This window comes from Mycobacterium sp. M26, from assembly GCF_001494595.1.
GTDB lineage: Bacteria > Actinomycetota > Actinomycetes > Mycobacteriales > Mycobacteriaceae > Mycobacterium.
In genome coordinates, this window is record NZ_LN929908.1 from 610298 (window position 1) to 635667 (window position 25370).

A 25370-nucleotide genomic window follows, 5' to 3' on the forward strand; every position below is an offset into this window, starting at 1 on the left:
CAGGACGTCATTGTGGCGGAAAGCAAGCGGCCCGATCCGAAGCGGCGTTCCCCGGCCTCCCGGCCGGGGGCGTCGAGTCGGAATCGCCCTCGCGCCACCTCCGCCGCCAAGCGCGAGCCCCGGCCGCAGGCCGAGCAGACCGCGCACAGTGTCACCGAGCCGATCCGGCGGGCCATCGCCGCGTCGACCGAGCAGCGCAACGAACAGCGGCTGGGCTTCACCGCCCGGCGTGCCGCCATCCTGGCGGCGGTGGTGTGCGTGCTGACGCTGACCATCGCCGGACCGGTGCGCACCTACTTCGCCCAGCGCACCGAGATGAAGCAGTTGGCCGCCACCGAGGCGATGCTGCGCCAGCAGATCGCCGACCTGGAATCGCAGAAGCAGAAGCTGGCCGACCCGGTGTACATCGCCGCCCAGGCCCGCGAGCGGCTCGGGTTCGTCATGCCCGGCGACATTCCCTACCAGGTGCAGCTGCCGCCCGGGGCGGTACCGGCGCCGGGCGCGAGCCCGCAGACCGAGGCTGTGCGCAACAACGACCCCTGGTACACCTCGCTGTGGCACACCATCGCCGATACGCCGCACGGTCCGCCGCCGGCGCCGCAGCCCGTCGACCCCAACGCCCCGCCGCCGGTCGATCCGAACGCGCCGCCGCCGGCCCCGGTGCCGCCCGGTGGTTGATCCGGCCGATCTCGCCGCGGTGGCCCAGCAGCTGGGGCGTGAGCCACGCGGCGTACTCGAGATCGCCTACCGATGCCCCAATGGTGAACCGGCAGTGGTGAAAACCGCGCCGCGGCTGCCCGACGGCACACCGTTCCCGACGCTGTACTACCTGACCCATCCGGCGCTGACGGCAGCGGCGAGCCGGCTGGAGTCCGAGGGCCTGATGAAGTCGATGACCGAGCGGTTGGAGGCCGACCCGGAGGTCGCCGCGGCCTACCGCCGCGCCCACGAGTCGTATCTGGCCGAGCGGGATGCGATCGACCCGCTGGGGACGACGTTCTCCGGTGGCGGGATGCCCGACCGGGTGAAGTGTCTGCATGTGCTGATCGCGCACTCGTTGGCAAAAGGCCGTGGGCTCAACCCGTTTGGCGATGAAGCGCTGGCGGTACTGGCCGCCGAGCCGGCGATGGCCGGAATCCTGGTGAAGGGGGAGTGGACGTGACCCGGGTGGCGGCGATCGACTGCGGCACCAACTCGATCCGGTTGCTGATCGCCGACCGCATCGACGGGCGGCTGCGCGATGTGCACCGCGAGATGCGGATCGTGCGGCTGGGCCAAGGTGTCGACGCCACTGGACAATTCGCGCCCGACGCGCTGGAGCGGACCCGCGCGGCGCTGGTCGACTACGCCGCGTTGCTGGAGCGTTTCGAGGTCGGCAAGGTGCGGATGGTGGCGACGTCGGCGACCCGCGATGCGTCCAACCGCGACGTGTTCTTCGCTATGACGGCCGAGGTGCTGGGAAGGGTGGTGCCCGGTGCGATCGCCGAGGTGATCACCGGGTCCGAAGAGGCCGAGCTGTCCTTCAACGGTGCGGTCGGCGAATTGGATTCGGATGCGGCACCTTTCGTGGTGGTCGACCTCGGTGGGGGGTCCACCGAGGTGGTGCTGGGCGAGCAGGGCGGTGTGCAGGCGTCGTTCTCGGCCGATATCGGGTGTGTGCGGCTGACCGAACGCTGCCTGCATTCCGATCCGCCGACGGTTGCCGAGATCGCCTCGGCCCGCGAGGTGGTGCGCGAGCGGCTCGGCGAGGCGCTGCGCGCGGTGCCGGTGGAGAAGGCGAAGACCTGGGTGGGGGTGGCCGGCACCTTCACCACGCTGGCCGCGCTGGCACAGAACATGACCACCTACGACTCCGACGCGATCCATCTGTCGCAGGTGTCGTTCGACCAACTGCTGCCAGTGTGCGACCAGCTGATCGGGATGACCCGCGCCCAGCGGGCCGCGCTGGGGCCGATGCATGAGGGCCGCGTCGACGTGATCGGCGGCGGCTCGATCGTCGTCGAGGAGTTGGCCGACGCGCTGGGGCAGCGGGCCGGGATAAACCGGTTGATCGTCAGCGAACACGACATCCTGGACGGCATCGCCCTGTCCATCAGCTGACCTGAAAGCTGAGAAACAGGCGGGTCAATTTTGGCTTCCTCTCAGTTTCTTCTCAGGTAACTTGATGCTCCGACATCGAGGTCACCAAGAGAGGACGCCATGCAGATCTCACTTCGATCGCACCTGATCGCCGGAACCGCCGCGATGGTGGGGGCCAGTGCCATCGCCATGACCCCCGTGGTCGCCACCCCCGACCTGCACCAGCCCGCGATCCCGGTTCCGTCAATCTCTGCCGAAGTGACACTGGCCGGATTCGACAGCCCGGTCACCGAGTTGCTGTCCAGCCTGAAGCTGTTCAACCTTGCCCTCTTCGCGACCGCCGGTCCGGTGACGCTGACCGCACCATGGTCGGATCTCGCCACGGTGGGGCTGCTCCCGCAGATCATCACCGATGCGCTCCCGGTGATCCGGCAGCTGGGACTCAATGGGTCCGACAACCTATACCAGGGGGTCGGAGGTCTTCTGGACAGTGCCAGCCTGCTCAGCGAAGGCGTGTGGAACGCCGCCGGCGACGTGCTGTCCCTGGATGTTCCCGGTGCTATCAATACGTTGGTGACGGCCGTGCAGGCCGCTGGCACCGAGGCCCTGGCCGCCGGCAACTACGTCCTGACCGGTGTGATCACCCGGGCGACGGCGGTGGTCAACACCCTGGTATCGCTGGCGCCTGACATCGCGGCGGCGGTGGTCGGGCAGGTGCAGGTGGTGGTGGGCAGTGTCGTCAAGGTCGTCACCGATACCGTCGCGGCGCTGGGGACGGCCAACCCGGTCGAGAACGCCTGGAACGCCGTCGTCGGTGGGCTGCTGGGCCCGCTCGGGGTGCCCGGCACGATCGCGGCCATGACGGTCGGTCTGGGTGCGAGCGTGCCTGCCTACGTGCCGAGCGTGCGGGTGGTGGTGAGCTCGCTGAACACCCAGATCGCCGAGGCGCTGGCCACTCCGAACCCGGCGCCCAAGCCGGTGGCTGCGGTGGCGCCGTCGGCCTCCGCGCTGCGCGCGGCAGCATCGGAGGAGACCACGACTGCGGTCGCATCGGGTGCCGACGAGAGTGCCGCCAGCGACGGCAGCGCCGCGCCTGGTGACAACGACAACAGCGGCTCGGCGCAGGCCGGCTCGTCGAAGGGCGGCGAGCACAGCCGCAGCACCGGTGGCAGCAAGCGCGCCCACAAGGCCGCCGACTAGTCAGTCGTCGATCAGCGGTTCGCCGCCGGCCCCGGTGGGCACCCTGGCCCCGGCCAGGGTGACTCCCAGCAGGACCATGACGACACCGATCGAGAAGTGCAGCCAGTTGTCGGCGTTGTTGAGCGGCAACACCTTTGGGTCGCTCAACAACCCGTACAGCCATAGGCTGAGGAACAGCAGGCCGCCCAGGATCAGGTAAGCCCTGGCCTTGCCGTAGCTGGTGGCCAGCAGCAGACCGGCCATCCCGGCGACCAGGTGCACCAGGTTGTGCACCACCGAGGTGTTGAACACTCCGAACAACTGGGCTCGGGAGTCCGGCCCGAACCACTGCAATTGGTCCAGGCGGGTCGTCAGGCCGGGGGTGAAACCGGCGATCGCGACGGCCAGGAAGGCCGCGGCGACGAGCACCGCGGCCCCCTGGACGGCGAGCAGTCCGACCGGTCGTCGGAGCCTGCTCGATTTGGCGGTCGCCATGGCGCAGGCATACCCCTGCTACGTAGGCGTCAATCGCCGACACAACACACGATCAGAGCGCCGTCAGTTGCCCGGCGCTCTGATCGAAGTATTCGAGAAAGTTACGGCTTGACGCGGCAGCCGCTGCCGATGTTGTGGCAGTGATGGCCACCATCGCAGGCGTTACAGCGACAGGTGCAGCCACCGGTGTGCTTGGTCTCGGAAACATGCATGTCAGATCATCTCCTTCGCGGCCCGTGGGGGCGGGCACTGCGGGCACGTATCAACATATGACCATGTCACGATAGATCGCTGGCGACAGATGTGTCAGCTGAACACGCAGAGTGTCAGAACCGGATCAGTCCTCGCAGGTTCACCCCGGCGTGCATGTCGGCGTAGCCCTGGTTGATCTCCTCGAGGGTGTATTCGCGGGTGATCAACTCGTCGAGCTTCAACTGCCCGGCCCGGTGCAGATCGAGCAGCCGCGGGATGTCGCGGCGCGGATTGGACGAGCCGAAAAGTGATCCGCGGACCTGCTTTTCGTAGAGGGTGAGATCGAACAGTGACATGTCCACCTGGGTGTCGGTGGGGTGCGGAATCGCCGTCATCACGACCCGGCCGCGTTTGCCGACCAGACTCAGACCCTGTGCCACATAGGCGCCTTCGGCCGAGTCGGTGCTCACCACGCACACATCGGCCATCGCGCCGCGGGTGAGGTCGGCCACCAGGGCCTGCGCCTCCTCGACGGTGGCCGCGGTGTGGGTGGCACCGAATTCGAGGGAGCGGGTGCGTTTGTACTCGATCGGGTCGAGGGCGACGATCACCCGCGCGCCGGCGATCTTCGCGCCCTGGACGGCGTTGATGCCGATACCGCCGACCCCCATCACCACGACGGTGTCACCGTCGCGGGTCTCCCCGGTGCGTACCGCGCTGCCGTAGCCGGTGGTCACGCCACAGCCGACCAGCGCCGCGGTATCCAAGGCGATCGACGGGTCGACCTTGACCACCGAGGACACCGGTACCACGGTGTACTCGGAAAACGTTCCCAGCACACACATCTGGCCCAGGCCCTGCCCCTTGGCGTGGAAGCGAAACGTCCCGTCGAGCTGTGGGCCGGCGATGATCGCCGCACCCAGCACGCACAGGTTGCTCATCCCGCGAGCGCACGGCTCGCAACGGCCGCACGCCGGGATGAAGCTGAGTACCACCGGATCACCCTCGGCCACGTCCTTGACCCCGGGACCGACCTCGACGACCACCCCGGCGCCCTCATGGCCGCCGACCACCGGCAGTTGCATCGGCATGTCCCCGGTGATCAGGTGGTCGTCGGAGTGGCACAGGCCGCTGGCCGTCAACCGAACCATCACCTCGTCCTGCTTGGGTCCGTCGAGCTCGACGTCCTCGACCTCCCACTTCTGGTGCAGGCCCCACAGCACCGCGGCTTTCGTCTTCATCGCGTGGCTCCCTGATTCTCAGTGCTTTTCGGGTGTCCAGGTGGCCGGCAGGCTGTTGATGCCGTTGATGAAGTTGGCGATTTGGAAGTTCGGTTCGGGTGCCGAGATATCCGGGATGCGGGTGTAGACCTCGGTGAGCAGGGTCCGCAGCATGGTACGGGCCAACGCCGCGCCCAGGCAGAAGTGTGGGCCGCCGCCGCCGAAGGCGATGTGCGGGTTCGAGTTTCGCATGATGTCGAAGGTGTGCGGATTCTCGAACACCTCCTCGTCACGGTTGCCGGAGTAGTACCAGAGCACCACTTTGTCACCGGCTTTGATCTCCGAACCGCGCACCGTGATGTCCTGGGTGGCGGTGCGCCGCATGTGCAGCAGCGGTGAGGCCCAGCGCAGTACTTCCTCGACGGCGGTGTCGATGCGGCCGGGAATGTCCTCGATCAGGTTGGCTTTCTGGTCGGGGAACTTCGAGAACGTGTAGATGGCATGTGCCGAGGCATGCCGGGTGGTGTCGTTGGCCGCCACCGCCAGCAGCACGAAGAACGCCTTGAGTTCGTCGTCGGTCATCTTCTTGCCGTCGAACTCGGCCTGCACCATCCAGGTGAGCAGGTCCTCGCCCGGTTCGGCGCGGCGCTGCGGAATCAGTTCGGCGGCAACGGCGTGTAGGTCCATGACCGAGGTCATGAACACCTCCAGTTCGCTCTGCTCGCCGCGAATGTTGGGGTCGGTCCAGCCCAGTAGGCGCTGCGCGGCGTTGACGGCCTTGTCCCGGATCTCGCCCTCGGGCAGGCCGAAGAAGCTGCCGAAGATGCGGCCCGGCAACTTCACCGAGACCAGTTCGACGAAGTCGCCTTCACCGAGGTGCGACATCTCGGTGATCAGATCGCGGGCGTGGCCGCGGATCCAGCCCTCCAGGCGGCGCATGTTCTTCGGTTTGAACGCGTCCATGGTGATACCGCGCAACTGGCTGTGCCGCGGGGCGTCCATCGCGATGAACGACTGGGCGATCTCCACGGCCTCCGGGGCGAAGTCCTCCATGGTGATGCCCTTGGCCGAGGAGAAGATCTCCGGATGCCGGCTGGCCATCCGGATGTCCTCATGCTTGGTCAACGACCAGTAGCCCTGCGGGTTGAGTTCCGGTGGCAGCAGATCGGATTCAGCGGGGCCGCTCCAGGGCACCGGGCTCTCCCGGCGCAGGATCGCGAAGGCCTCGTCCTTTTCCTCCGGCGTCTTCGCCCAGAAGCTGCGCGCGCCGAGATCGATATCGGTGCGGGTGGGTGTGCGGGTGGATGCGGTGGTGGGCGCGGTCATGGACGTCCTTCCGTCGTGCTCGCACCCATCGTCTTCAGGACGTCATCCGTCGGGGACAGCCGCGCGTGCCAATCCCTGGCCTGCGCGGGCCAGGATCAGGGCTCGATGGGCGCCCGGAACGTGGCCAGCAGGCCACCGCCGTCGCGGGCGGAGAAGTCGACCCGCCCACCCATCGCCTCGACGATCTGCTGAACGATCCACAGGCCCAGCCCGGCGGTGCCGCGTTGGCCGCCGGCGCTGACGTACTTGGCGGTGAGTTCGCCCAGGCTCTCGGCGGGGATGCCCGGGCCGCGGTCACCGACGGCGATCACCAGGTCGCCGTTGGTGCGCGTACAGGTGACGTCGACGGGGGCGCTGCGGCCGTGCCGCGACGCGTTCTCCAGCAGGTTGGTCAGGACCCGGCGCAGGCCTTGGGCGTTGATCGCGACGGCGGACAGCTCACCGGTGGTGCTGACCCGCAGGCGCGGTGCCGCGAGCCCGGCCGCGTCGGCGGCGGCGCCGATCACCTCGGTGACGTCGATCCGCCGGACCCGGCCGGTGGAGAACGTCGGCCGCCGGCTCAGCGCCACGTCGGACAGTGCGTCGATCATGTCGGACAGGTGGTGGACGTGGCGGCGCGCCAGCTGCAGGCCGGTGTCGTCGTCGGCGGTCAGGGCATCCATCAGCGCCTGCAGGGAGGCGATCGGGGTCCGGAACTCATGCACCAGCACCTGCAGCCCGTCCTGCTGGGACTGGTAGGACCGCAGCAGCCGGGCGCGCAGGTCGCGTTCCTCCTCGGCGGCGGCATGCTCGGCTTCGGCTTCGACGAGGGCGCGCACCCGGGAGCGGTGTTCGCGGTCGGCGAGTGCGGACAGGCCTGCGGTGAGGATCGCGATGAACACCAGATACAGCGCCGTCCACCCGGCCTGCAACAGCGGTGTCGGTGCCACCGTCGGTACGGGTTTGGCCGTCACGACCAGTGCGGTGTAACCCGCCCCCAGAAGTAGTGCCAGCGAGAGGGTTTCGACGAATGTCAGGCGGGCTGCCGAGGCGATCACCACGAGAGGCAGCACCGACACCAACGGGCTGTGCACACCTGCGGTCAGCGCGATCAGCGCCAGCGTGAAGAGGCTGTCCGCCGCGCCGACCAGCCAGGCGTAGCGAGTGCGCCGCACTTCCAGGTGCGGGTTGGCCAGCAGGACCAGCGAGTACACCATGGCGGCGGCGACGACGGCGCCGGCGATCGCGGCGTGCTGGCGCACCCAGTCCGGTCCGATCAGCAGCAGCACACCGATCGAGGCCACCACCGCGGTGCGCACCGCCACCACGATGCGGGCCACGCCCAGGTCGTTGTCGTCGATGGCGGTCGGATCGAGCTGTCTCACCCGGCTGACCATAGGGATACCGCTAGCATCGCGGCCATGAACGCCAAAGTCGGCGGCACGAAGATCGTCGTGGTCATCGTCGATGACCACGAGCTCTTCGCGCAGGGGCTGGCCCTGTTGCTGACCCGCGACTGGGGTGAGCTGTTCAGCGTCGGGGGGCAGACCACGTATGTCGAGGAGGCTGCCGACCTGGTGGCCTCCTGTGACGCCGACGTGGCGATCATCGACCTGACCATGCCGCCGCTGGGCGGGATCGCCGCGATCCGGCACATCAAGGCGCGCCACCCGCGAACCCGGATCCTGGCGCTGTCGGGAACCGATGATTTGAGCCTGGCCGAGGAGGCGCTGCGTGCGGGAGCCGACGGGTTCCTGTCCAAGACGGCCCGCCCGGAGTCTCTGGCGGGACCGCTGTGGACTATCGCCGAGGGGTTGCGGGTCGTCGACCCGACTCTGCTCGACGCGCTGCTGAGCAACACCCGCAAGCCGCCGTCGGCGTTGATGGACACCCTGTCCGACCAGGAGCTGCGGTTGTGGACACTGCTGGCCACCGGGATGGAGACCGGCGACATCGCCCAGCGCATGCTGGTGTCGGAGCGCACCGCCAAGCGGATGGTGGCGGCGCTGCTGCACAAGCTCGGTGTGACGAACCGGATCGCTGCGGCGGCCATGGCGGGTCGGTTCCGGTTGCTCGACGACCTGGCGGACGCCGACCGGCTCAGCTGACGGCGATCGCCAGCGCCGGGCACATGGCGGCGGCCCGCACGGCCCGGTCCCGTTCGGATTCCGGCGGATTCGGGTCCAGCACCACGACCTGGTCGGCGCCGTCGGGCAGGTCGAACAGTTCGGGTGCGGCCATCAGGCACTGCCCGTGCCCTTCGCACAGCGTGTAGTCGACGGTGATGTGCATGGCCGTCATTGTTGGCGCCGGGTGTGGGTCAGGGCCGGGCCGTCCGCGCCAATGTTGGCCCGCCGGGGCCACATCCGCCACCGTCGGCGAACCTAGGCTTCGAAGCGGTAGCCCATCCCGGCCTCGGTCAGCAGGTGACGTGGATGCGACGGGTCGTCCTCGAGCTTGCGGCGCAGCTGCGCCAGGTACACCCGCAGATAGTGGGTCTCCTTGGCGTAGGCCGGTCCCCAGACCTCGCGGAGCAACTCCTCGCGGCCGACGAGCTTGCCGCGGTTGCGCACCAGCATTTCCAGCATGCCCCACTCGGTGGGCGTCAGGTGTACCTCGGTGCCGTTCTTCACCACCTTCTTGGCGGCGAGATCGACAGTGAACGAGGAGGTTTCGATCACTGGTTCGTCGGTTTCGGAGGCGGCCGCACCTCGGCGCACGGCGGCCCGCAGCCGGGCCAGGAACTCGTCCATCCCGAACGGTTTGGTCACGTAGTCGTCGGCCCCGGCGTCGAGCGCCTCGACCTTTTCCGCGGAATCGGTCCGCGCCGAGAGCACGATCACCGGCGCCGACAGCCAGCCGCGCAACCCGCCGAGCACCTCGATTCCGTCCATATCGGGCAGGCCCAGATCCAGCACCACCACGTCGGGCGGATGCTCGGCGGCCGCCTTGAGCGCCGCCGCGCCGGTGGCCGCGGTGATGACCTCGTAGCCGCGCACGCTGAGGTTGATCCGCAACGCCCTCAGAATCTGCGGCTCGTCGTCGATCACCAGCACCTTGACCTTGTTCACGGCGCCGCCAAGTCGACGATGACGGTGAGCCCTCCGCCGGGGGTGTCGGTGGCCGAGATGCTGCCACCCATTGCCTCGACGAATCCCTTGGCCACCGAAAGGCCAAGTCCGACACCGTGCTTGTTGTTGCGGTCGCCCAGTCGCTGGAAGGCCTCGAACATCTGATCTTCGGTGCCGCGCGGCACACCCGGCCCCTCGTCGACCACGTTGATCAGAATACGGTCGCCGACCCGCCCGGCATTGACCCGCACGATGCTCTCGGGTGCGTAGCGCAGCGAGTTGTCGATCAGGTTGGCCAGCACCCGTTCCAGCAGACCCGCATCGGCCATCGCCACCGCATCACCGACGTCGACCTTGATCCGGTCCAGTCCGCTGCGGCCGAACCCGGTGGCGCCGCGCCCGATCGACAGCAGGGCGCGCTGCACCACCTCCTCGAGGTACACCCTTTTGAGCTCCGGACGAACGACCCCGGTGGCCAGCCGCGAAGAGTCCAGCAGGTTATCCACCAGGGCGGTCAACTGATCCACCGACTCCTCAATGGTGGCCAGCAGTTCGGCGGTGTCCTCGGCGGAGAAGTCGATGTCCTCGCTGCGCAGGCTGGACACCGCGGCCTTGGCGCCCGCCAGGGGGGTGCGCAGGTCGTGGCTGACCGCCGAGAGCAGGGAGCGACGCAATTCGTCGGCTTTCTCGATGGCCTCAGCCTTGCCGGCCTCTTCGGTCAGCTCACGCTGGCGCACCAGCCCGGCGGCCTGTTTGGCCACCGAGGTCAGCACCCGCCGGTCGCGAGCGGGCAGCTGGCGCCCGGCCATCAGCATCCAGAATTCGTCGTCACCCACCTCGATCGCGGTGTCGGCGGAATCCACCGTCACACAGGGATTCTCGCCGACGCAGGCGACGATCTGCTCGTCGTCGCCGAGCACCCGCAGCACGCTGACGGCGCGCTGGGAGTAGGTCTCGCGCACCCGCTCCAGCAGGGTGTCCAGATCCGCACCGCGCAGCACCGACCCGGAGAACAGCGTCAGCAACTCGGCCTCGCGGGAGGCCTGCCTGGCCTCCCGCTGGCGGCTGGCCGCACTGTCCACCAGGGCGGCCACCGCGACGGCCACGGCCAGCATGACGAATTGGGTGATGGCGGCGTCGGGTTCGGCGATGGTGAACGTGTAGCGCGGTGCGGTGAGGAAGTAGTTGAGCAGCAGACCGGACAGCACGGCCGATACGACGGCGGGCACCACGCCACCGAGCAGGGCCACCAGCAGGATGCCGACGAAGAACAGTGCGCTCTCACCGGCGGTGTTGAGGTAGCGGTCCAGGAACGCGACGTTGATGGCGCAGACCAGCGAGGGCACCACCACCGCGGCCACCCAGGACAGGGCCCGGCGTTCGCGCGGGGTCGCGGCGCGCACCGAGAACCCGCGCCTGGCCTCCTCATGGGTGACCATGTGGACGTCGATCTTGCCGGACTCCTGCACGATCGCCGCGCCGATACCCTCATCGAAGATGCGCGCCCACCGCGACCGGCGTGAGGTGCCGATCACCAGCTGGGTGGCGTTCATCTCGCGGGCGAAGTCCAGCAATGCCTTTGGCACGTCGTCGCCGACCACGGTGTGCACGGTGGCTCCCAGGCTGGCCGCCAGTTCACGCACCTTACCCATCTGCGGTGCACTGACTCCCGACAACCCGTCGCCGCGCACCACGTGCACGATCATCAGTTCGGCGCTGGACTTCGAAGCGATCCGGGATGCCCGGCGCACCAGCGTCTCCGACTCCGGCCCGCCGGTCACCGCAACCACCAACCGCTCGCGGGCCTCCCAGGTCGCGGTGATCTTGTTCTCCGCGCGGTACTTCGCCAGCGCCGCGTCGACCTGGTCGGCCAGCCACAGCAGCGCCAGCTCCCGCAGCGCAGTCAGGTTGCCGCGGCGAAAGTAGTTCGACAGCGCGGCGTCGACCTTCTCAGGGGCGTAGACGTTGCCGTGAGACAGCCTGCGGCGCAACGCCTCCGGGGTGATGTCCACCAGTTCGATCTGGGCGGCGCCGCGCACGATCTCGTCGGGCACCGTCTCCTGCTGCTCGATCCCGGTGATCTGGGCGACGACGTCGTTGAGGCTTTCCAGGTGCTGCACGTTGACCGTCGAGATCACCGAGATGCCGGCATCCAGCAGTTCCTCGACGTCCATCCAGCGTTTCGGGTTCTTGCTGCCGGGAGTGTTGGTGTGGGCCAGCTCGTCGACGAGCACCACCTGCGGGCGGCGGGCCAGTACCGCGGGCACGTCCAGCTCGGCGAACCGGCCACCCCGGTAATCGAGGTAGCGCGGCGGGATCACCTCGATACCGTCGAGCAGTTCGGCGGTCTTCTTGCGGCCGTGCGTCTCGACCACTGCGGCCACCAGGTCGGTGCCGCGCTCCAGGCGCCGGTGGGCCTCGCCGAGCATCGCGAATGTCTTGCCCACGCCCGGTGCAGCGCCCAGGTAGATGCGCAGCTCGCCCCGCCGCGGCTTGTCACCGGGCGGGGCGGACTGCGCACCGCTGCTGGTTACCCGCGGCGGCTGGACGGTATCCACATGATCATCATTCACCGCGGGTCAGCTCTTGAGCGGGTACTTCTCGTCGAGTGCGATGTTGAGCTGCACCACGTTGACCCTCGGCTCGCCGAAGAAGCCCAGCGTGCGGCCCTCGGTGTACTGCGCGACAAGCGTGCGGACGGCTTCGGCGCTCACCCCACGGACCTTGGCGACCCGGTTGACCTGCAGCTGCGCGTAGGCGGGGGAGATGTTCGGGTCCAGGCCGCTGCCGCTGGCCGTGACGGCGTCGGCGGGCACCGCGGGATCGGCGGGTGCTGCGCCGCGGATCGGCACGATCTGGCCGGCCGCGTAGTCCTCGCCGGCCTTGGCGCACTGCACCCGCACCCCTTCGTAGGTGTCCAGGAACGGACGCGCGGTGGTGTCGCAGGGTTCGTTGACGCTGATGACCTCGGTGGGGTGCACGACGGCGCCGCGCGCGTCACGCGGGCCGATCACCGACAGCACCGCACCCACCCCGTCGCCGGTGCAGAACGGGCGGGCGCCGTCGACGCCCTCGAGTTCACCGATGGCCTTGCTGCGCGTGCACACCTGGGTGAGCAGGCTGGGCTTGTCGGGTTGATCGACGATGCTCTCCGGGCCGAGGTTGGAGGCCCCGGTGGTCAGCGGGTCGTAGCCCGCGGCCGACGGGCGGCTCTGGAAGTACTGCGGTAGCGGGTTGCCGTTGGCGTCGGTGAAGGACTGGCCGATCAGGCTGGAGGCGACGGGTTTTCCGTTGACCTCCACGATTGAGCCGTCGGCCTTGTGCTGCAGGCCGGGGATCTGGGCCACCAGCCAGATGAACAGCGGGTAGCCGATGCCGAGAATGACGGTGAGCACGAGCAGCGCCCGCAGCGCGGCCCAGTGTTGGCGGATCAGGGAATTCATGTCACATTCCTGGGAAGAACTGGATGACGAGGTCGATGAGCTTGATCCCGATGAACGGGGCGATGATTCCGCCGAGACCGTAGATGTAGAGGTTGCGGCTCAACAGCTTTGACGCACTGCTGGGCGTGTAGCGGACGCCGCGCAGCGACAGCGGGATCAGCGCGATGATGATGATCGCGTTGAAGATCACCGCCGACAGGATGGCCGACTGCGGGCTGTGCAACCGCATGATGTTCAGCAGGTCCAGGCCGGGGAACAGCGCCACGAACATCGCCGGGATGATCGCGAAGTACTTGGCGATGTCGTTGGCGATCGAGAACGTGGTCAGCGCACCGCGGGTGATCAGCAACTGCTTGCCGATCTCCACGATCTCGATGAGCTTGGTCGGATCGGAGTCCAGATCCACCATGTTGCCGGCCTCTTTGGCCGCCGAGGTGCCGGTGTTCATCGCGACACCGACGTCGGCCTGGGCCAGTGCCGGTGCGTCATTGGTGCCGTCGCCGGTCATCGCGACCAGCTTGCCGCCGGCCTGCTCCTTCTTGATCAGGGCCAGCTTGTCCTCGGGGGTGGCCTCGGCCAGGAAGTCGTCGACACCGGCTTCGTCGGCAATGGCCTTGGCGGTCAACGGGTTGTCACCGGTGATCATCACCGTGCGGATGCCCATCTTGCGCATCTCGTCGAAGCGTTCCCGCATGCCCTGCTTGACAACGTCCTTGAGGTGGATGACGCCGAGCACTTCAGCTCGTCCGTCGAGTTTCTGGCCTACCACCAACGGTGTGCCGCCGCCGGCGGAGATGCCGTCGACCAGGGTGCCCAGGTCGGTGGGCACCGTGCCGCCCTGATCGCGTACCCACTGCGCCACCGAACTGGCTGCGCCCTTGCGTAATTGGTGGCCGTTCTCCAGGTCGACGCCCGACATGCGGGTGGTGGCGGAGAACTCGACCCACTCGGCGTTGACCAGTTCGCCCGGGGTGCGAGCCCGCAGGCCGAAGTTCTCCTTGGCGAACACCACGATCGAGCGTCCCTCGGGCGTTTCGTCGGACAGGCTGGACAGCTGCGCGGCGTCGGCGAGCTGTTCGGGGCTGACCGAGGGCAGCGGCACGAAGTCCGAGGCCTGCCGGTTACCCAGCGTGATGGTGCCGGTCTTGTCCAGCAGCAGGGTGTTGACGTCACCGGCGGCCTCCACGGCGCGCCCGGACATGGCCAGCACGTTGCGCTGCACCAGCCGGTCCATACCGGCGATCCCGATGGCCGACAGCAGCGCGCCGATCGTCGTGGGGATCAGGCAGACCAGCAGCGAGACCATGACGATGCCGGTGACACCGTCACCGGTGAGCGCCAGTGAGTCGGGTACCCCGGGGTTGTTGGCCTTGGAGTAGATCGCCAGTGGCTGCAGGGTCACGACGGCGAAGATGAAGATGATCGTCAGCGCGGCCAGCAGGATGTTCAGCGCGATCTCGTTGGGCGTCTTCTGCCGGTTAGCGCCCTCGACCAGAGAGATCATCCGGTCGATGAAGCTTTCGCCGGGCTTCTGGGTGATCTGCACGACGATGCGGTCCGAGAGCACCGTGGTGCCGCCGGTGACCGCCGAACGGTCGCCTCCGGACTCCCGGATCACCGGTGCGGATTCGCCGGTGATGGCCGACTCGTCCACCGAGGCGATACCTTCCACCACGTCACCGTCGCCGGGGATCACCTGTCCGGCTTCGACGACGACGACGTCGCCCTGTTGCAGCAGGGGCGCGGCGATCTCCTCCTCGGTGCCCGGCCTGCCCGGCGACCAGCCGGTGAGGCGGCGGGCCATGGTGTCGGCCTTGGTCTTTCGCAGCGATTCGGCTTGTGCCTTGCCCCGGCCTTCGGCGACGGCCTCGGCGAGGTTGGCGAACACGACCGTGAGCCACAGCCAGAACACGATCAGCCAGGCGAACCAGCTCGGCGTCAGGAACGCCAGGATGGTGCTCCACACCGCGCCGATCTCCACGATGAACATCACCGGGTTGCGCCACAGTGTGCGCGGGTCCAGCTTGCGCAGCGCGTCGGGCATCGAGGCCAGGAGCAGCTTCGGGTCGAGCAGGCCTGTCGCCTTCTTCTTCTCGCCCGTCGTCACTGCAGCGTGACGTTCGGCGACCAGTGTTGCGCCAGGTTGACGTTCGGCGGTCATGGGTGGATTCCTTCAGCGAGGGGCCCGAGTGCGAGCGCGGGCAGGAACGTCAGGGCCACCAGGATGAGTGTCACCCCGGTGACCATCCCGACGAACTGGGGACGGTGGGTGGGCAGTGTGCCGATCGATTCCGGTGTATGCCCTTGGCGGGCAAGCGAACCGGCCAGCGCCAGCACCAGGATGATGGGCAGGAACCGGCCGAAGACCATCGCCAGGCCCAGTGCGGTGTTGTACCAGACGGTGTTGACGCTGATCCCGGCGAAGGCCGAGCCGTTGTTGTTGGCTGCCGAGGTGAAGGCGTAGAGCACCTCGGACAGGCCGTGCGGGCCGGTGTTCAGCATGCCGGCGCGCTGGCCGGGCATCGCCATCGCCACCGCGGTGCCGGTCAGCACCAGCAGCGGGGTCACCAGGAAATAGCTTGCAGCAAGCTTGATTTCACGCGGAGTGATCTTCTTGCCCAGGTATTCCGGGGTGCGTCCGACCATCAGGCCGGCCACGAACACCGTGATCACCGCGAGGATCAGCATGCCGTACAGGCCTGACCCGGTGCCGCCGGGAGCCACCTCGCCGAGTTGCATGTTGAACAGCGTCATCATGCCGCCGAGGCTGGTGTAGGAGTCGTGGAACGAGTTCACCGCGCCGGTGGACGTCAACGTGGTCGCATCGGCGAAGATCGCGGAATCGGCGACGCCGAATCGTTGTTCGACACCTTCCATCGCCGCGCCGATCGCCGTCGGCACCGTGCCGTGATGCTGGGACTGGAACTGCAGCATCAGCGACACGCTGATCACCGCGAGCACCCCCATCACGGCCACGATCGCGTACCCCTGCTTCACATTGCCGACCATCCGGCCGAATGTGCGCGGCAGCGAGAAGCTGATCACCAGCAGCAGGAAGATCTCCACCCAGTTGGTCCAGGTGGTCGGGTTCTCGAACGGGTGCGCGGAGTTGGCGTTGTAGAAGCCGCCGCCGTTGGTGCCCAGTTCCTTGATGGCCTCCTGGCTGGCGACCGGCCCGCCGGTGATGGTCTGCTGCGCACCGGCCAGGGTGTTGACCACCTGGTCGTGCAGGTGGAAGTTCTGGATGACGCCGCCAGCGAGCAGAATGATCGCTGCCACAACGGAAATCGGCAGCAGGATGCGCAGACTGCCGCGCACCAGATCCACCCAGAAGTTGCCGAGCTCGCCGGCGTTGCGCCGGGCGAAGCCGCGCACCAGGGCCACGGCCACCGCCATGCCCACCGCCGCGGAGACGAAGTTCTGGACCGCCAGCCCGGCCATCTGCACCAGGTGGCCCTGGGTGGACTCACCGGAGTAGGCCTGCCAGTTGGTGTTGGTGACGAAGCTGACCGCGGTGTTCCACGCCAGTGCCGGGGTCATCGGGGTGGCCGGGTCGTTCAGGTGCAGCGGCAGCTTGCCCTGAACCAGCTGAAAGACGAACAGCGCCAGGATGCTCACCGCCGAGAAGGCCAGCACGCTGCGGGCGTAGGCGCCCCAGGTCTGCTCCGAGCGCGGGTCGGCGCCGATGGCCCGGTACACCGCACGCTCTACCCGGGAGTCCTTCTCCGAGGTGTAGACGCGGTACATGTAATCGCCCAGCGGTACGTGCACCGCCGCCAGTGCGGCGATCAGGGTGACGAGAAAGACGATCCCCGCCGATGTTGTAGTCACCTAGAACCTCTCCGGAAAGAGCAGCGCGGCGGCGACGAACAGCGCCAGCAGCACCGCGAGAACCAGGCCGACGGCGTTCTCGTAGTTCACAGCCGCTCGACCAACCTCTGCACCAGGCCGAGCACGGCGAAGACCGCCAGCGTCAGCACCAGGTAAATGACGACTCCCATGTCTCTCCGTTCTCCAGGGAACGGAAGTGACGCTAGGAGGCCCGGTCGGGGGTGACGGCTCGCCTTGACGCTTTCTTTACGGCCGGGTGGCGGCGTCTTGACGGATTCCGAATGCCTAGCGGTCGACCTGCCACTGGCGGGTATCGACGGCGGCGACCGACGGGTCGAGCCGGTGGATGCGTCGCACGCCGTGGCGCACCTCGTCGGTCATCCAGCCGGGGCGCTTGGGGCCGGGGACGCTACTGGCGTGCCGGCGCTTGGCGAGCTTGCGGATCTCCCTGGCATAGAGACGGTCCTGCAGGATCGTCCACAGCACCCGGAAGCCGTCCTTGAACGTGTTGAGGTTGGTGCTGCCGTGGTAGCGGTCGTGTTCGAAGCTGGGCACCTCGGTGATCGCGGCGCCGGACAGCGCGAACCGGCCGATGATCAGGGCTTCGATCTCGAAGCCGTCCCCGCGCAGCATCTCGGGCGCCTCGGCCTCGGTGTCGGGGAGGTCGAGCATGTAGAGCTGGTCGGCCCAGAAGGCGTTGTAGCCGTAACAGAGGTCGGTGAACCGGGTCTTGGTGAGCACACTGGCCAGGATGTTGAGGCCCTTGTTGCCCAGCGAGCGGATCACCGTGATGTCCTCGCTGCCGCCGCCGCGGCAGAAGCGGCTGCCCTTGGCCAGGTCGGCCCCAGCGGTCAGGGCGTTGATGAAGCGCGGGATCTCGTGCGGGTCGGCCGAGCCGTCGATGTCGAACATGACGATCGCGTCGCCGGTGACCTGGGCGAAGCCGCACGCCAGGGCGTTGCCCTTGCCTTTGCGGGTCTGGTACACCACCTTGGCGGTCGGCAGCGCGTCGCGGGCGGCCTGGGCCGATGCGTGGTCGTCCTCGCTGACGACGACGATCACCTCGTGGAAGTCCTTGAGGTAGGGCAGGATCTCGCGGATGTTGGGTGCCTCGTTCTTGGCGGGCACCACGACACTCACCCGCGGGTTAGCCGGGCGACGTTGACTCTTGGGGCGGCGGCGGTCGATGATCGGCTGACCGTCGGCGCCGATCATGGGGTTTCCGTCGGCGTCGAGGACGTATCGGACCGGTGTCCCGCCATTGACATGGTCGCGGGCAGCGCCGATATCGGTCACCTCGATACTCCTTCGCCACATTTCTTGGGCTTCCGTCATACAGCATCAATGGTATTCGACGGCTTGGTCAGAAAAATTAGCAAAAAGTAATGCAATTGGTTGTTTCGTCAAGCAGCTGAATTTGCCACGTTCAGCGCCACCGATAGCGGGTGCTGGGCCGGCCCGTCTTGCCGTACTCGGTCTGCCGCGTGACGGTGCCTTCGTCGGCCAATCGTTCCAGGTAGCGCCATGCGGTGACGCGGGAAACCCCGACCTGTTTGGCGACGTCGTCGGCGGTGACGCCGTCGGTTCCGTCGCGAACGGCGCGGGCGATTTCGTCATTGGTTGCTGGCGCGACACCTTTCGGTGCGACGGATTTGTCGGCGCTGCGCAATTCGGCCAGCGCGCGGTCCACTTCGGCCTGACTGGCCGCTTCCGTTCCGGCCGGAAGGGCGCTGCGGTAACGGCTATAGCGTTCCAGCCGGTCCCGAAATGCTGCAAAAGTGAAAGGCTTCAGCAGATACGCCAATGCGCCATGTGAGACGGCCGCGCGGACCATTTCCAGGTCCCGCTCGGAGGTGATCGCGATGATATCGGGGGCTGGCCGCAGACCCGACAGCGCCGAGGCCAGGGCAATGCCGCTGGCGTCGGGCAGGCCGAGGTCGAGCAGCACCAGGTCGATCGGCGTTGGGGTGGCCGACGCCTCGGAGGCGATCCGCATGGCATCGCGCGCGGTTGCTGCCACTCCGGCCAGCGAAAAGCCTTTCAGCCGCTCCAGGTAGGTGCGGTGGGCTTCGGCGATCAGCGGCTCGTCCTCCACGATCAGCACCGTGATCATCGGTCCGGCCTCTCGATCGTCACCGTCACCACCGAGGCGTAGCTGATGTCGGCAGCCAGGGTGCCGCCGTGGCGTTTGACGATCTGGGCGATTAGCGCCAGGCCCAGGCCCTGGTGGCCGGCGGCGTCGTAGGCCCCCTCGTCGGCCCTGTTGTCGGCTTTGGTGGAGTAGCCGCGCTGCATCGCGCGGTCGAAGGTTTGGGCGTCCATCCCCGGCCCGCTGTCGGCGACGGCGATCTGCAGCCGCTGGTCGTCCTGGGTCACGGTCACCTCCACCCAGGGGTCGTCGCGGTCGCAGGCGTCCATCGCGTTGTCGATCAGGTTGCCCAGCACGGTCACCATCTCCTGCGGGGTCAGCATGAGGTCGTCGGCCTCAGCGGGCAGCTGGGTGTCCTCGGTGATGGTCAGGGCGATGCCGCGCTCGTCGGCCTCAGCCGTCTTGCCGAGCAGCAGTGCCATCAACGCGGGATCGCCGACAGCCTCGGAGAGCCGGTCCACCAGCTGTTGGGACAGCGCGAGCTCCTGGGTGGCGAACTTCACCGCCTCCTCGGGGCGGCCCATCTCGACCAGCGTGATGACGGTGTGCAGTTTGTTGGCTGACTCGTGGGCCTGGGCGCGCAGCGAGTCGCTGAACATCTGCAGCGCGCTGAGTTCGCCGAGCGCACCCTGCAATTCGGTGCGGTCGCGGATGGTCACCACCTCGGAGTCCGAGGCGCTGACCGCCGAGCGGTTGACCACCAGCACCCGGTCGTCGGTGACGCGAAGCTCGTCGCGCACCCCGGGGTCGTTGCCGCGCAGGAACTCCGGCAGATCGGTGCGCTGGATCGGACCGGCAGGCAGGCTCAGCAGCCGGCGGGCCTCGTCGTTGACCAGGGCCACCCGGTCGCGGTCGAGCACGATCAGGCCTTCGGAGACCGAGTGCAGGATCGCGTCGTGGTGGTCGTACATCACCCGCAACTCGTCGGGGGCCAGGCCGTGGGTCTGGCGCAGAATGCGACGGCGGATGGCCCACACCCCGACGAACGAAAGTGCCAGGGCGCCAACGCCCATCCCGACGATCGCCGGCCACTGGGAGCGCCAGCGCGTCGCCAGGCTCTGTTCGGTGATGCCGGCGGCGACCAGTCCGACGACCTGGCCCGCCGCGTTGCGCACCGGGGCGACGGTCCGGATCGACGGCCCCAGTGTGCCGGTGTAGATCTCGGTGTACGTCTCGCCGCGCAGGGCGGGTTCGATGTTGCCGATGTACTTGCCGCCGATCATCGCCGGGTTGGTGTGGGTGAACCGGGTGCGGTCGGGCGCCATGATCGTGATGAACGCGATGTCGGTGCCCTTGCGCACCGCTTCGGTCACCGGCTGCAAAACCCTTGTCGCGTCGCCTCTTTCGATGGCCTCGGCGGTGGATGGGGCGTCGGCCAATGCGACGGCGATCGCGGTCACCTGTTCGCGGGCGGCCTGGTCGCCGTCGCGCTTGGCGTCGTAGAGGGCCAGCCCGCCGCCGGCCAGCACCACCAGCGCGATCACCACGGCCTGCAGCGCGAAGGCCTGGCCCGCCAACGAGCGGGGCAGTACCGCCATTGCGCACCTCCACCGCTGTACTAAATGAACTTAAGCGTGACCTGGCTCACGCGAGTTGTGACCATCCTTACAGACCACAGGCTCGTGAACTGGAAGGAAACCGACTATGACCACGGTTTTGGATCGCCCCAGCGGCGACACGCCGGCGCCCAAGAAGCGCCGCGACCGCACCCACTGGCTCTACATCGCGGTCATCGTCGCGGTGATCGGCGGCGTCATCCTCGGACTCGTCTCCCCGGAGGTCGGCAAGAGCGTCGGCGTTCTGGGCACCATGTTCGTCAGCCTGATCAAGATGATGATCGCCCCGGTGATCTTCTGCACGATCGTGCTGGGCATCGGGTCGGTGCGCAAAGCCGCCACGGTCGGCAAGGTCGGCGGGCTGGCCTTCCTCTACTTCCTGGTGATGTCCACCATCGCACTGGCCATCGGCCTGGTGGTCGGCAACCTGCTGCATCCGGGTGGAAGCCTGAAGCTGTCGGAGTCGGCGGCAGCCAAGGGCGCGCAGCTGGCCGAGAAGGCCCACGAGTCGGGTGGCCTGATGGAGTTCATCCAGCACATCATCCCCACCTCCCTGTTCTCCTCGCTGACCGAAGGCAATGTGCTGCAGGCGCTGTTCGTGGCGCTGCTGGTCGGGTTCGCGCTGCAGGCCATGGGCAGCAAGGGTGAGCCGATCCTGCGCGGTGTCGAGCACCTGCAGCGGCTGGTGTTCAAGGTTCTGGCGATGGTGCTGTGGCTGGCCCCGATCGGTGCCTTCGGTGCGATCGCGAACGTGGTGGGCCAGACCGGCTGGAGCGCGGTGACCAACCTGCTGACGCTGATGTTCGGCTTCTACCTGACCTGCATCGTGTTCGTCTTCGGTGTGCTCGGGGTGCTGCTGCGCACCGTCTCCGGGGTGTCGATCTTCAAGCTGGTGCGCTACCTGGCCCGCGAGTACCTGCTGATCTTCGCGACCTCCTCCTCGGAGTCGGCCCTGCCGCGCCTGATCGCCAAGATGGAGCACCTGGGTGTGCAGCAGAGCACCGTGGGTGTGGTTGTGCCGACCGGGTATTCGTTCAACCTCGACGGGACCGCGATCTACCTGACGATGGCCTCGCTGTTCATCGCCGACGCGATGGGCAACCCGCTGTCGATCGGTCAGCAGATCAGCCTGCTGGTGTTCATGATCGTGGCCTCCAAGGGTGCGGCCGGTGTCAGCGGCGCCGGGCTGGCCACATTGGCCGGCGGCCTGCAGGCGCACCGCCCCGAACTGCTCGACGGCGTGGGCCTGATCGTCGGCATCGACCGGTTCATGTCCGAGGCACGTGCGGTGACCAACTTCTCCGGCAACGCGGTGGCCACCCTGCTGGTCGGGTCCTGGACCAAGACCGTCGACATGGGCAAGGTCAACTCGGTTCTGTCCGGCAAGGATCCGTTCGACGAACTGACGATGCTCGATGAGGACGCCCCCGCCGAGGCGGCGCCGCAGAAGGAGGCCGTGGCCGCCTAGATAGTGAACTCACGACACCCCGGGACGCTCATCCCCGGGGTGTCGTGCTGTGTGTGGTGGCGCGGGCGGCGCGTAATCTGGCAGGAACGTGAGTTGGGGCGCGAGGAGGTCGGTTGGCGGCGGCTGAGGTTCCGGTGGATGGCGAGGATTCCGGCCTGTCCGCCCCGAGTCGGGGCGAACGATACGGGCTACCAGCCGAATTGGAGGATCTACGGCTGCGCTCGCTGGAGCAGATTCAGGCGGTCTACGACGCCGACGGCCGGTTCGTGCCGATCACCCAGATGGCCCGCAGCGTGTTCGGCGTCCCGATGGCCGCGGTGTCACTGATCGACCGGGACCGCCAACTGTTCCTGGCCGCCGACGGTCTGGCGCTGGGGGAGTCGGTGGACCGTTCCGACACGGTCTGTCAGGCCGTCATCGCCCGCAGCTACGAGCAGCCCGAGCCCAGCGCCCTGGTGCTCGACGACGCTTCGTCGGACCCGGAGTTCGCGGACGTGCCCGGTATCGGCGACGGCGGCATCAAGTTCTACGCCGGCCACCCGCTGTACGGGCCGGGCGGTCATGCCGTCGGGACGTTCTGTATCTACGACACGGTTCCCCGCACCCTGGACAGCGCGCAGCTCGACACGTTCAGCCAACTGGCGGCGTGGGTGCAGCGGGAGCTGCAGAGCTCCGAGCATCTGGACCGCGCGGCCGCGGTGCAACGTCAACTGTTGCCCCGGGCGATCGGCGATCTGACCGGGTACACGGTGCGCGCGGTGTGCATCCCGGCGTTCGCGGTGGGTGGCGACTTCTACGACCACCACAGCGGGCCTGATGGCCTGACGATCACGGTGGCCGACGTGATGGGTAAGGGCATGGGTGCGGCGATCCTGGCCGCCAGTGTGCGCTCGGCGCTGCGAGCGGCCTCCTCGGCGGCCGGCGGCGATCCCGCGGGTGCGGTGAATGCGGTTGCAGCACAGCTGGTGGATGACCTGTCCGAGACCGCCAGCTTCGTCACGCTGTTCCACGCGCACCTCGACGTGGCCGCGGGGGTGGTGCGCTACGTCGACGCCGGGCACGGGCTGGCGGCGATCGTGCGGGCCGATGGTTCGGCCGAACACCTCAAGGGCGCCGGGCTTCCGCTGGGTGTCACCTCGGATGCGCGGTGGGATTCGGGATCGGTGGTGCTGGGTGCGGGTGACACGTTGATCGCCGCCTCCGACGGCGCCCTCGATCTGCTCGGTGGCGAGTTGCACACCGGTGACGCGCTGGACTTCCTGCGGGCGCATCCCGATCCGGACGAACTGTGTTCGGTCTTGGAGGCCGAGGTGTCCGGGCGCACGCCGCTCGATGACGTCACCGTGATCGCGATCCGGCGGGAGGGCTGATGGGGCAGTGGCCAACGCGCACAACAACATCCGGTGCCGTCGTCGTCGTGCCGGAGGGCCGGCTCAATGTGGCGGCCGCGCCGGCGCTGCGCACCCAGTTGCTCACCCTGGTGCAGGGTGGGCAGTCGCGGGTGGTGGTCGACCTGTCGGCGGCGGAGTCCATCGACTCGTCCGGCCTGGGGGCGTTGATCTCGGCGTTGAAGGCGGCCCGGCAGGCCGGCGGGGACCTGCGGATCGCGGCGCCCTCGACGCGGGTGGTGGCCGCGCTGGAGCTGACCAATCTCAATCGTGTTCTCCCGCCCCATCCTTCGGCAGACAGTGCCTTCGATGAGCCAGCCTGAGCCGGCCTACGGTCTGGACACCACGACAGGCGCGACGACGCTCGACGAGGTACAGAACGTGCTCGACCAGATGTGGTCGGCGCACCCCGAGGTGCCCGACATGGTGCGCATCCACGTCGATCTGGCGGTGGCCGAGATCGCCGCCAACATCATGGAACACTCGGCGCAGGGCCGGGCCGTGCGACTGCGAATGACCGCTGGTCTGGCCGACGATCAGGTGCGCATCGAGTTCACCGATGACGGCCGGCCCACCGAGGTGGATCTGGATGCGGTGGACCTGCCGGAGTTGATGGCCGAGTCGGGTCGGGGGTTGGCGCTGGCGCAACGGGTGCTCGATGAGCTGTCCTACCGCCGGGATAGCACCGGCAATCACTGGGTGCTGGTGCGCCGGACGGTGCGTTAGTTCGGCCGCGCCGCACCGAGTTTCGCGGTGCGCTGCGCACGAGCGACGGCGACGGCTTCGGCGCGGGAGCTGACCCCGAGTTTGGTGAGCAGGCTGTGCACGTGGTTCTTGACGGTGTGCAGCGCGACGGTGAGCCGGGAGGCGATCTCCTGGTTGGACAGGCCGTCCTCGATGAGCTTGAGGATCTGCTCCTCGCGCGCGGTCAGCACCGGCAGCGCGGTGTCAGGGTCGGGGTTGGCGGCCAGGGCATACACGCGGCGAACCAGGATCGCCGAGATGGCTGGCGAGCAGCTGGACTCGCCGCGGGCGGCAGCGTGCAGGACGGTGAGCAGGTCGGCGAAGGACTCGGAGCGCAGATGCAGGCCGGTGGCTCCACCGTCGGCGCAATTGACGATGGTGGCGTCGTCGTCCTCGCGCAGGCCGAAGACGCTGACCTGGACGCCGGGGGCGGTGTCGAGACCGACCTGCAGCAGGGTGGCGCTGTCGCGGGTGTTGACGTTGAGCAGGACGACGGACGGGGTGTCGGCACCGACCGCCATGAGCAGCGACGGGGTGTCCCAGGCCTCGGTGACATCGAAGCCGTGAATGCTGAGCTGGGCGGTGAGGCATTCGCGGGCCAGGCGGTCGTCATCGACAAGGACGATGCGCACCGGGGCGGGCGTCTCGGTGCTCAACCGGCGTCCTCTCGTCACGTCGTGCGGATTGCAACCAGTTTAGGGGAGGGACTAGATCCGGATTGGCTCCAACGGTCTATACCGTTTGCGCAGGCAGAGCCCGATATTTGAGACATGACCGCAATCGCCCTCACCTCGCCGTTCGAACTGCTGACCCTGCCGTCGTTCGCGCCGGCTCCGGTGTGCGACCTCGCCGAACGACGGGTGGTGACCGCGGGGGCCGCGGCGGTGGCCGCCGAGCCGTCCTTCCACATCGAGCTGGGGGCGCGCGGGCATCTGTATCTGGCTCTGACCGCGGCGGTGCTGATGCTGGGCACGCTGCTGCTGATCCTGCAGGCGGCGCCGGGCGTCTGATCGGGGCTCCGCTTCCGAGGGCATGACGTCGGTGCCCACCTCTGAGCGACTTATCGCGCCGCTGTAGGGCGGGCTGCCCCGGGCGATGACATACCCTCTTGCCTGCGGGCCCCCATAGCCCAATTGGCAGAGGCAGCGGACTTAAAATCCGCCAAGTGTCGGTTCGAGTCCGACTGGGGGCACCAGCCCATCTCGCCACACCGCGAGCACCCACCACAACTGTTACCGTGACCGCACATC

25 protein-coding genes and 1 tRNA gene are annotated in these 25370 nt (G+C 68.0%); 11 read left to right on the forward strand and 15 right to left on the reverse strand.

From position 1 onward, the window contains the following. Positions 1-12 precede the first annotated feature (12 nt). From BN3385_RS12425 to BN3385_RS12440, 4 genes are all read left to right on the forward strand, one after another. Positions 13-678, forward strand: a complete 666-nt coding sequence (locus BN3385_RS12425) for an FtsB family cell division protein (RefSeq protein ID WP_059017064.1) — start codon at positions 13-15, stop codon at positions 676-678. Then, positions 671-1162: a DUF501 domain-containing protein gene (locus BN3385_RS12430; RefSeq protein WP_059017065.1), complete on the forward strand. Its 492-nt coding sequence runs from the start codon at positions 671-673 to the stop codon at positions 1160-1162. The genes BN3385_RS12425 and BN3385_RS12430 overlap by 8 nt, the downstream gene beginning before the upstream one ends. Continuing rightward, the gene (locus BN3385_RS12435) at positions 1159-2100 is read left to right on the forward strand and encodes a Ppx/GppA phosphatase family protein (protein ID WP_059021864.1); all 942 of its coding nucleotides are present in this window, start codon (positions 1159-1161) and stop codon (positions 2098-2100) included. The genes BN3385_RS12430 and BN3385_RS12435 overlap by 4 nt, the downstream gene beginning before the upstream one ends. Before the next feature lie 99 nt (positions 2101-2199). After that, positions 2200-3279: a hypothetical protein gene (locus BN3385_RS12440; protein ID WP_059017066.1), complete on the forward strand. Its 1080-nt coding sequence runs from the start codon at positions 2200-2202 to the stop codon at positions 3277-3279. On the opposite strand, the gene BN3385_RS12445 is transcribed toward BN3385_RS12440, so the two are convergent. The 4 genes from BN3385_RS12445 to BN3385_RS12460 all read right to left on the reverse strand — a co-directional run bounded on the left by BN3385_RS12445 (position 3280) and on the right by BN3385_RS12460 (position 7855). Beyond that, complete coding sequence (locus BN3385_RS12445) at positions 3280-3753, reverse strand: DUF4383 domain-containing protein (protein WP_059017067.1); 474 nt, start codon at positions 3751-3753, stop codon at positions 3280-3282. Between the two features lie 326 nt (positions 3754-4079). Next, positions 4080-5186, reverse strand: coding sequence for an NDMA-dependent alcohol dehydrogenase (locus BN3385_RS12450; RefSeq protein ID WP_059017068.1), 1107 nt, complete (start codon positions 5184-5186; stop codon positions 4080-4082). 18 nt (positions 5187-5204) lie between these two features. Further along, on the reverse strand, positions 5205-6491 hold the full coding sequence (locus tag BN3385_RS12455; RefSeq protein WP_059017069.1) for a cytochrome P450: 1287 nt from the start codon (positions 6489-6491) through the stop codon (positions 5205-5207). 95 nt (positions 6492-6586) lie between these two features. Then, positions 6587-7855, reverse strand: a complete 1269-nt coding sequence (locus tag BN3385_RS12460; RefSeq protein ID WP_231748720.1) for a sensor histidine kinase — start codon at positions 7853-7855, stop codon at positions 6587-6589. Between the two features lie 36 nt (positions 7856-7891). On the opposite strand from BN3385_RS12460, the gene BN3385_RS12465 reads away from it, so the two are divergent. Continuing rightward, the gene (locus BN3385_RS12465) at positions 7892-8578 is read left to right on the forward strand and encodes a response regulator transcription factor (protein ID WP_059017071.1); all 687 of its coding nucleotides are present in this window, start codon (positions 7892-7894) and stop codon (positions 8576-8578) included. On the opposite strand, the gene BN3385_RS12470 is transcribed toward BN3385_RS12465, so the two are convergent. From BN3385_RS12470 to BN3385_RS12515, 10 genes are all read right to left on the reverse strand, one after another. Beyond that, positions 8571-8762, reverse strand: coding sequence for a ferredoxin (locus tag BN3385_RS12470; RefSeq protein WP_059021865.1), 192 nt, complete (start codon positions 8760-8762; stop codon positions 8571-8573). The genes BN3385_RS12465 and BN3385_RS12470 overlap by 8 nt on opposite strands. 92 nt (positions 8763-8854) lie before the next feature. Further along, positions 8855-9526, reverse strand: coding sequence for a response regulator (locus BN3385_RS12475; RefSeq protein ID WP_197415295.1), 672 nt, complete (start codon positions 9524-9526; stop codon positions 8855-8857). Positions 9527-9537: 11 nt separating this feature from the next. Then, on the reverse strand, positions 9538-12018 hold the full coding sequence (locus BN3385_RS12480; RefSeq protein ID WP_059021867.1) for a DUF4118 domain-containing protein: 2481 nt from the start codon (positions 12016-12018) through the stop codon (positions 9538-9540). Between the two features lie 102 nt (positions 12019-12120). After that, positions 12121-12984 (reverse strand): potassium-transporting ATPase subunit C, encoded by an 864-nt coding sequence (locus BN3385_RS12485; protein WP_059017073.1) that lies wholly within the window; start codon positions 12982-12984, stop codon positions 12121-12123. A 1-nt stretch (position 12985) separates the two neighbouring features. Next, a complete protein-coding gene (kdpB, locus tag BN3385_RS12490; RefSeq protein WP_059017074.1) occupies positions 12986-15145 on the reverse strand; it encodes a potassium-transporting ATPase subunit KdpB in 2160 nt (719 codons plus the stop codon). Next, positions 15142-16815, reverse strand: coding sequence for a potassium-transporting ATPase subunit KdpA (gene kdpA / locus BN3385_RS12495; RefSeq protein WP_059017075.1), 1674 nt, complete (start codon positions 16813-16815; stop codon positions 15142-15144). Before kdpA ends, kdpB begins: the two co-directional genes overlap by 4 nt. Beyond that, positions 16816-16905 carry a potassium-transporting ATPase subunit F gene (locus BN3385_RS28140; protein WP_156432735.1) on the reverse strand — a complete coding sequence of 30 codons (90 nt, stop codon included), beginning with the start codon at positions 16903-16905 and terminating at the stop codon, positions 16816-16818. 195 nt (positions 16906-17100) lie between these two features. Then, positions 17101-18111: a glycosyltransferase family 2 protein gene (locus tag BN3385_RS12505; protein WP_197415203.1), complete on the reverse strand. Its 1011-nt coding sequence runs from the start codon at positions 18109-18111 to the stop codon at positions 17101-17103. Positions 18112-18241: 130 nt separating this feature from the next. Then, positions 18242-18928 carry a response regulator gene (locus tag BN3385_RS12510; RefSeq protein WP_059017076.1) on the reverse strand — a complete coding sequence of 229 codons (687 nt, stop codon included), beginning with the start codon at positions 18926-18928 and terminating at the stop codon, positions 18242-18244. Further along, positions 18925-20502, reverse strand: coding sequence for a sensor histidine kinase (locus tag BN3385_RS12515; protein WP_059017077.1), 1578 nt, complete (start codon positions 20500-20502; stop codon positions 18925-18927). Before BN3385_RS12515 ends, BN3385_RS12510 begins: the two co-directional genes overlap by 4 nt. Before the next feature lie 106 nt (positions 20503-20608). Here BN3385_RS12515 and BN3385_RS12520 point away from each other — a divergent pair, with 106 nt between their 5' ends. From BN3385_RS12520 to BN3385_RS12535, 4 genes are all read left to right on the forward strand, one after another. After that, the gene (locus BN3385_RS12520) at positions 20609-21988 is read left to right on the forward strand and encodes a cation:dicarboxylate symporter family transporter (protein WP_059017078.1); all 1380 of its coding nucleotides are present in this window, start codon (positions 20609-20611) and stop codon (positions 21986-21988) included. Positions 21989-22143: 155 nt separating this feature from the next. Next, entirely contained in the window at positions 22144-23358 is a 1215-nt protein-coding gene (locus BN3385_RS12525; protein WP_059021870.1) for a SpoIIE family protein phosphatase, read from the forward strand. Then, positions 23358-23699: an STAS domain-containing protein gene (locus BN3385_RS12530; protein WP_059017079.1), complete on the forward strand. Its 342-nt coding sequence runs from the start codon at positions 23358-23360 to the stop codon at positions 23697-23699. Before BN3385_RS12525 ends, BN3385_RS12530 begins: the two co-directional genes overlap by 1 nt. Continuing rightward, complete coding sequence (locus tag BN3385_RS12535) at positions 23686-24102, forward strand: ATP-binding protein (RefSeq protein WP_059017080.1); 417 nt, start codon at positions 23686-23688, stop codon at positions 24100-24102. The genes BN3385_RS12530 and BN3385_RS12535 overlap by 14 nt, the downstream gene beginning before the upstream one ends. Here the strand turns inward: BN3385_RS12535 and BN3385_RS12540 are convergent. Further along, positions 24099-24776: a LuxR C-terminal-related transcriptional regulator gene (locus BN3385_RS12540; protein ID WP_059017081.1), complete on the reverse strand. Its 678-nt coding sequence runs from the start codon at positions 24774-24776 to the stop codon at positions 24099-24101. The two genes, BN3385_RS12535 and BN3385_RS12540, sit on opposite strands and share 4 nt — an antisense overlap. Positions 24777-24890: 114 nt before the next feature. Here BN3385_RS12540 and BN3385_RS12545 point away from each other — a divergent pair, with 114 nt between their 5' ends. Then, a complete protein-coding gene (locus BN3385_RS12545) occupies positions 24891-25130 on the forward strand; it encodes a hypothetical protein (protein ID WP_059017082.1) in 240 nt (79 codons plus the stop codon). 108 nt (positions 25131-25238) lie between these two features. After that, a tRNA-Leu gene (locus BN3385_RS12550) sits at positions 25239-25315 on the forward strand. Positions 25316-25370 lie beyond the last annotated feature (55 nt).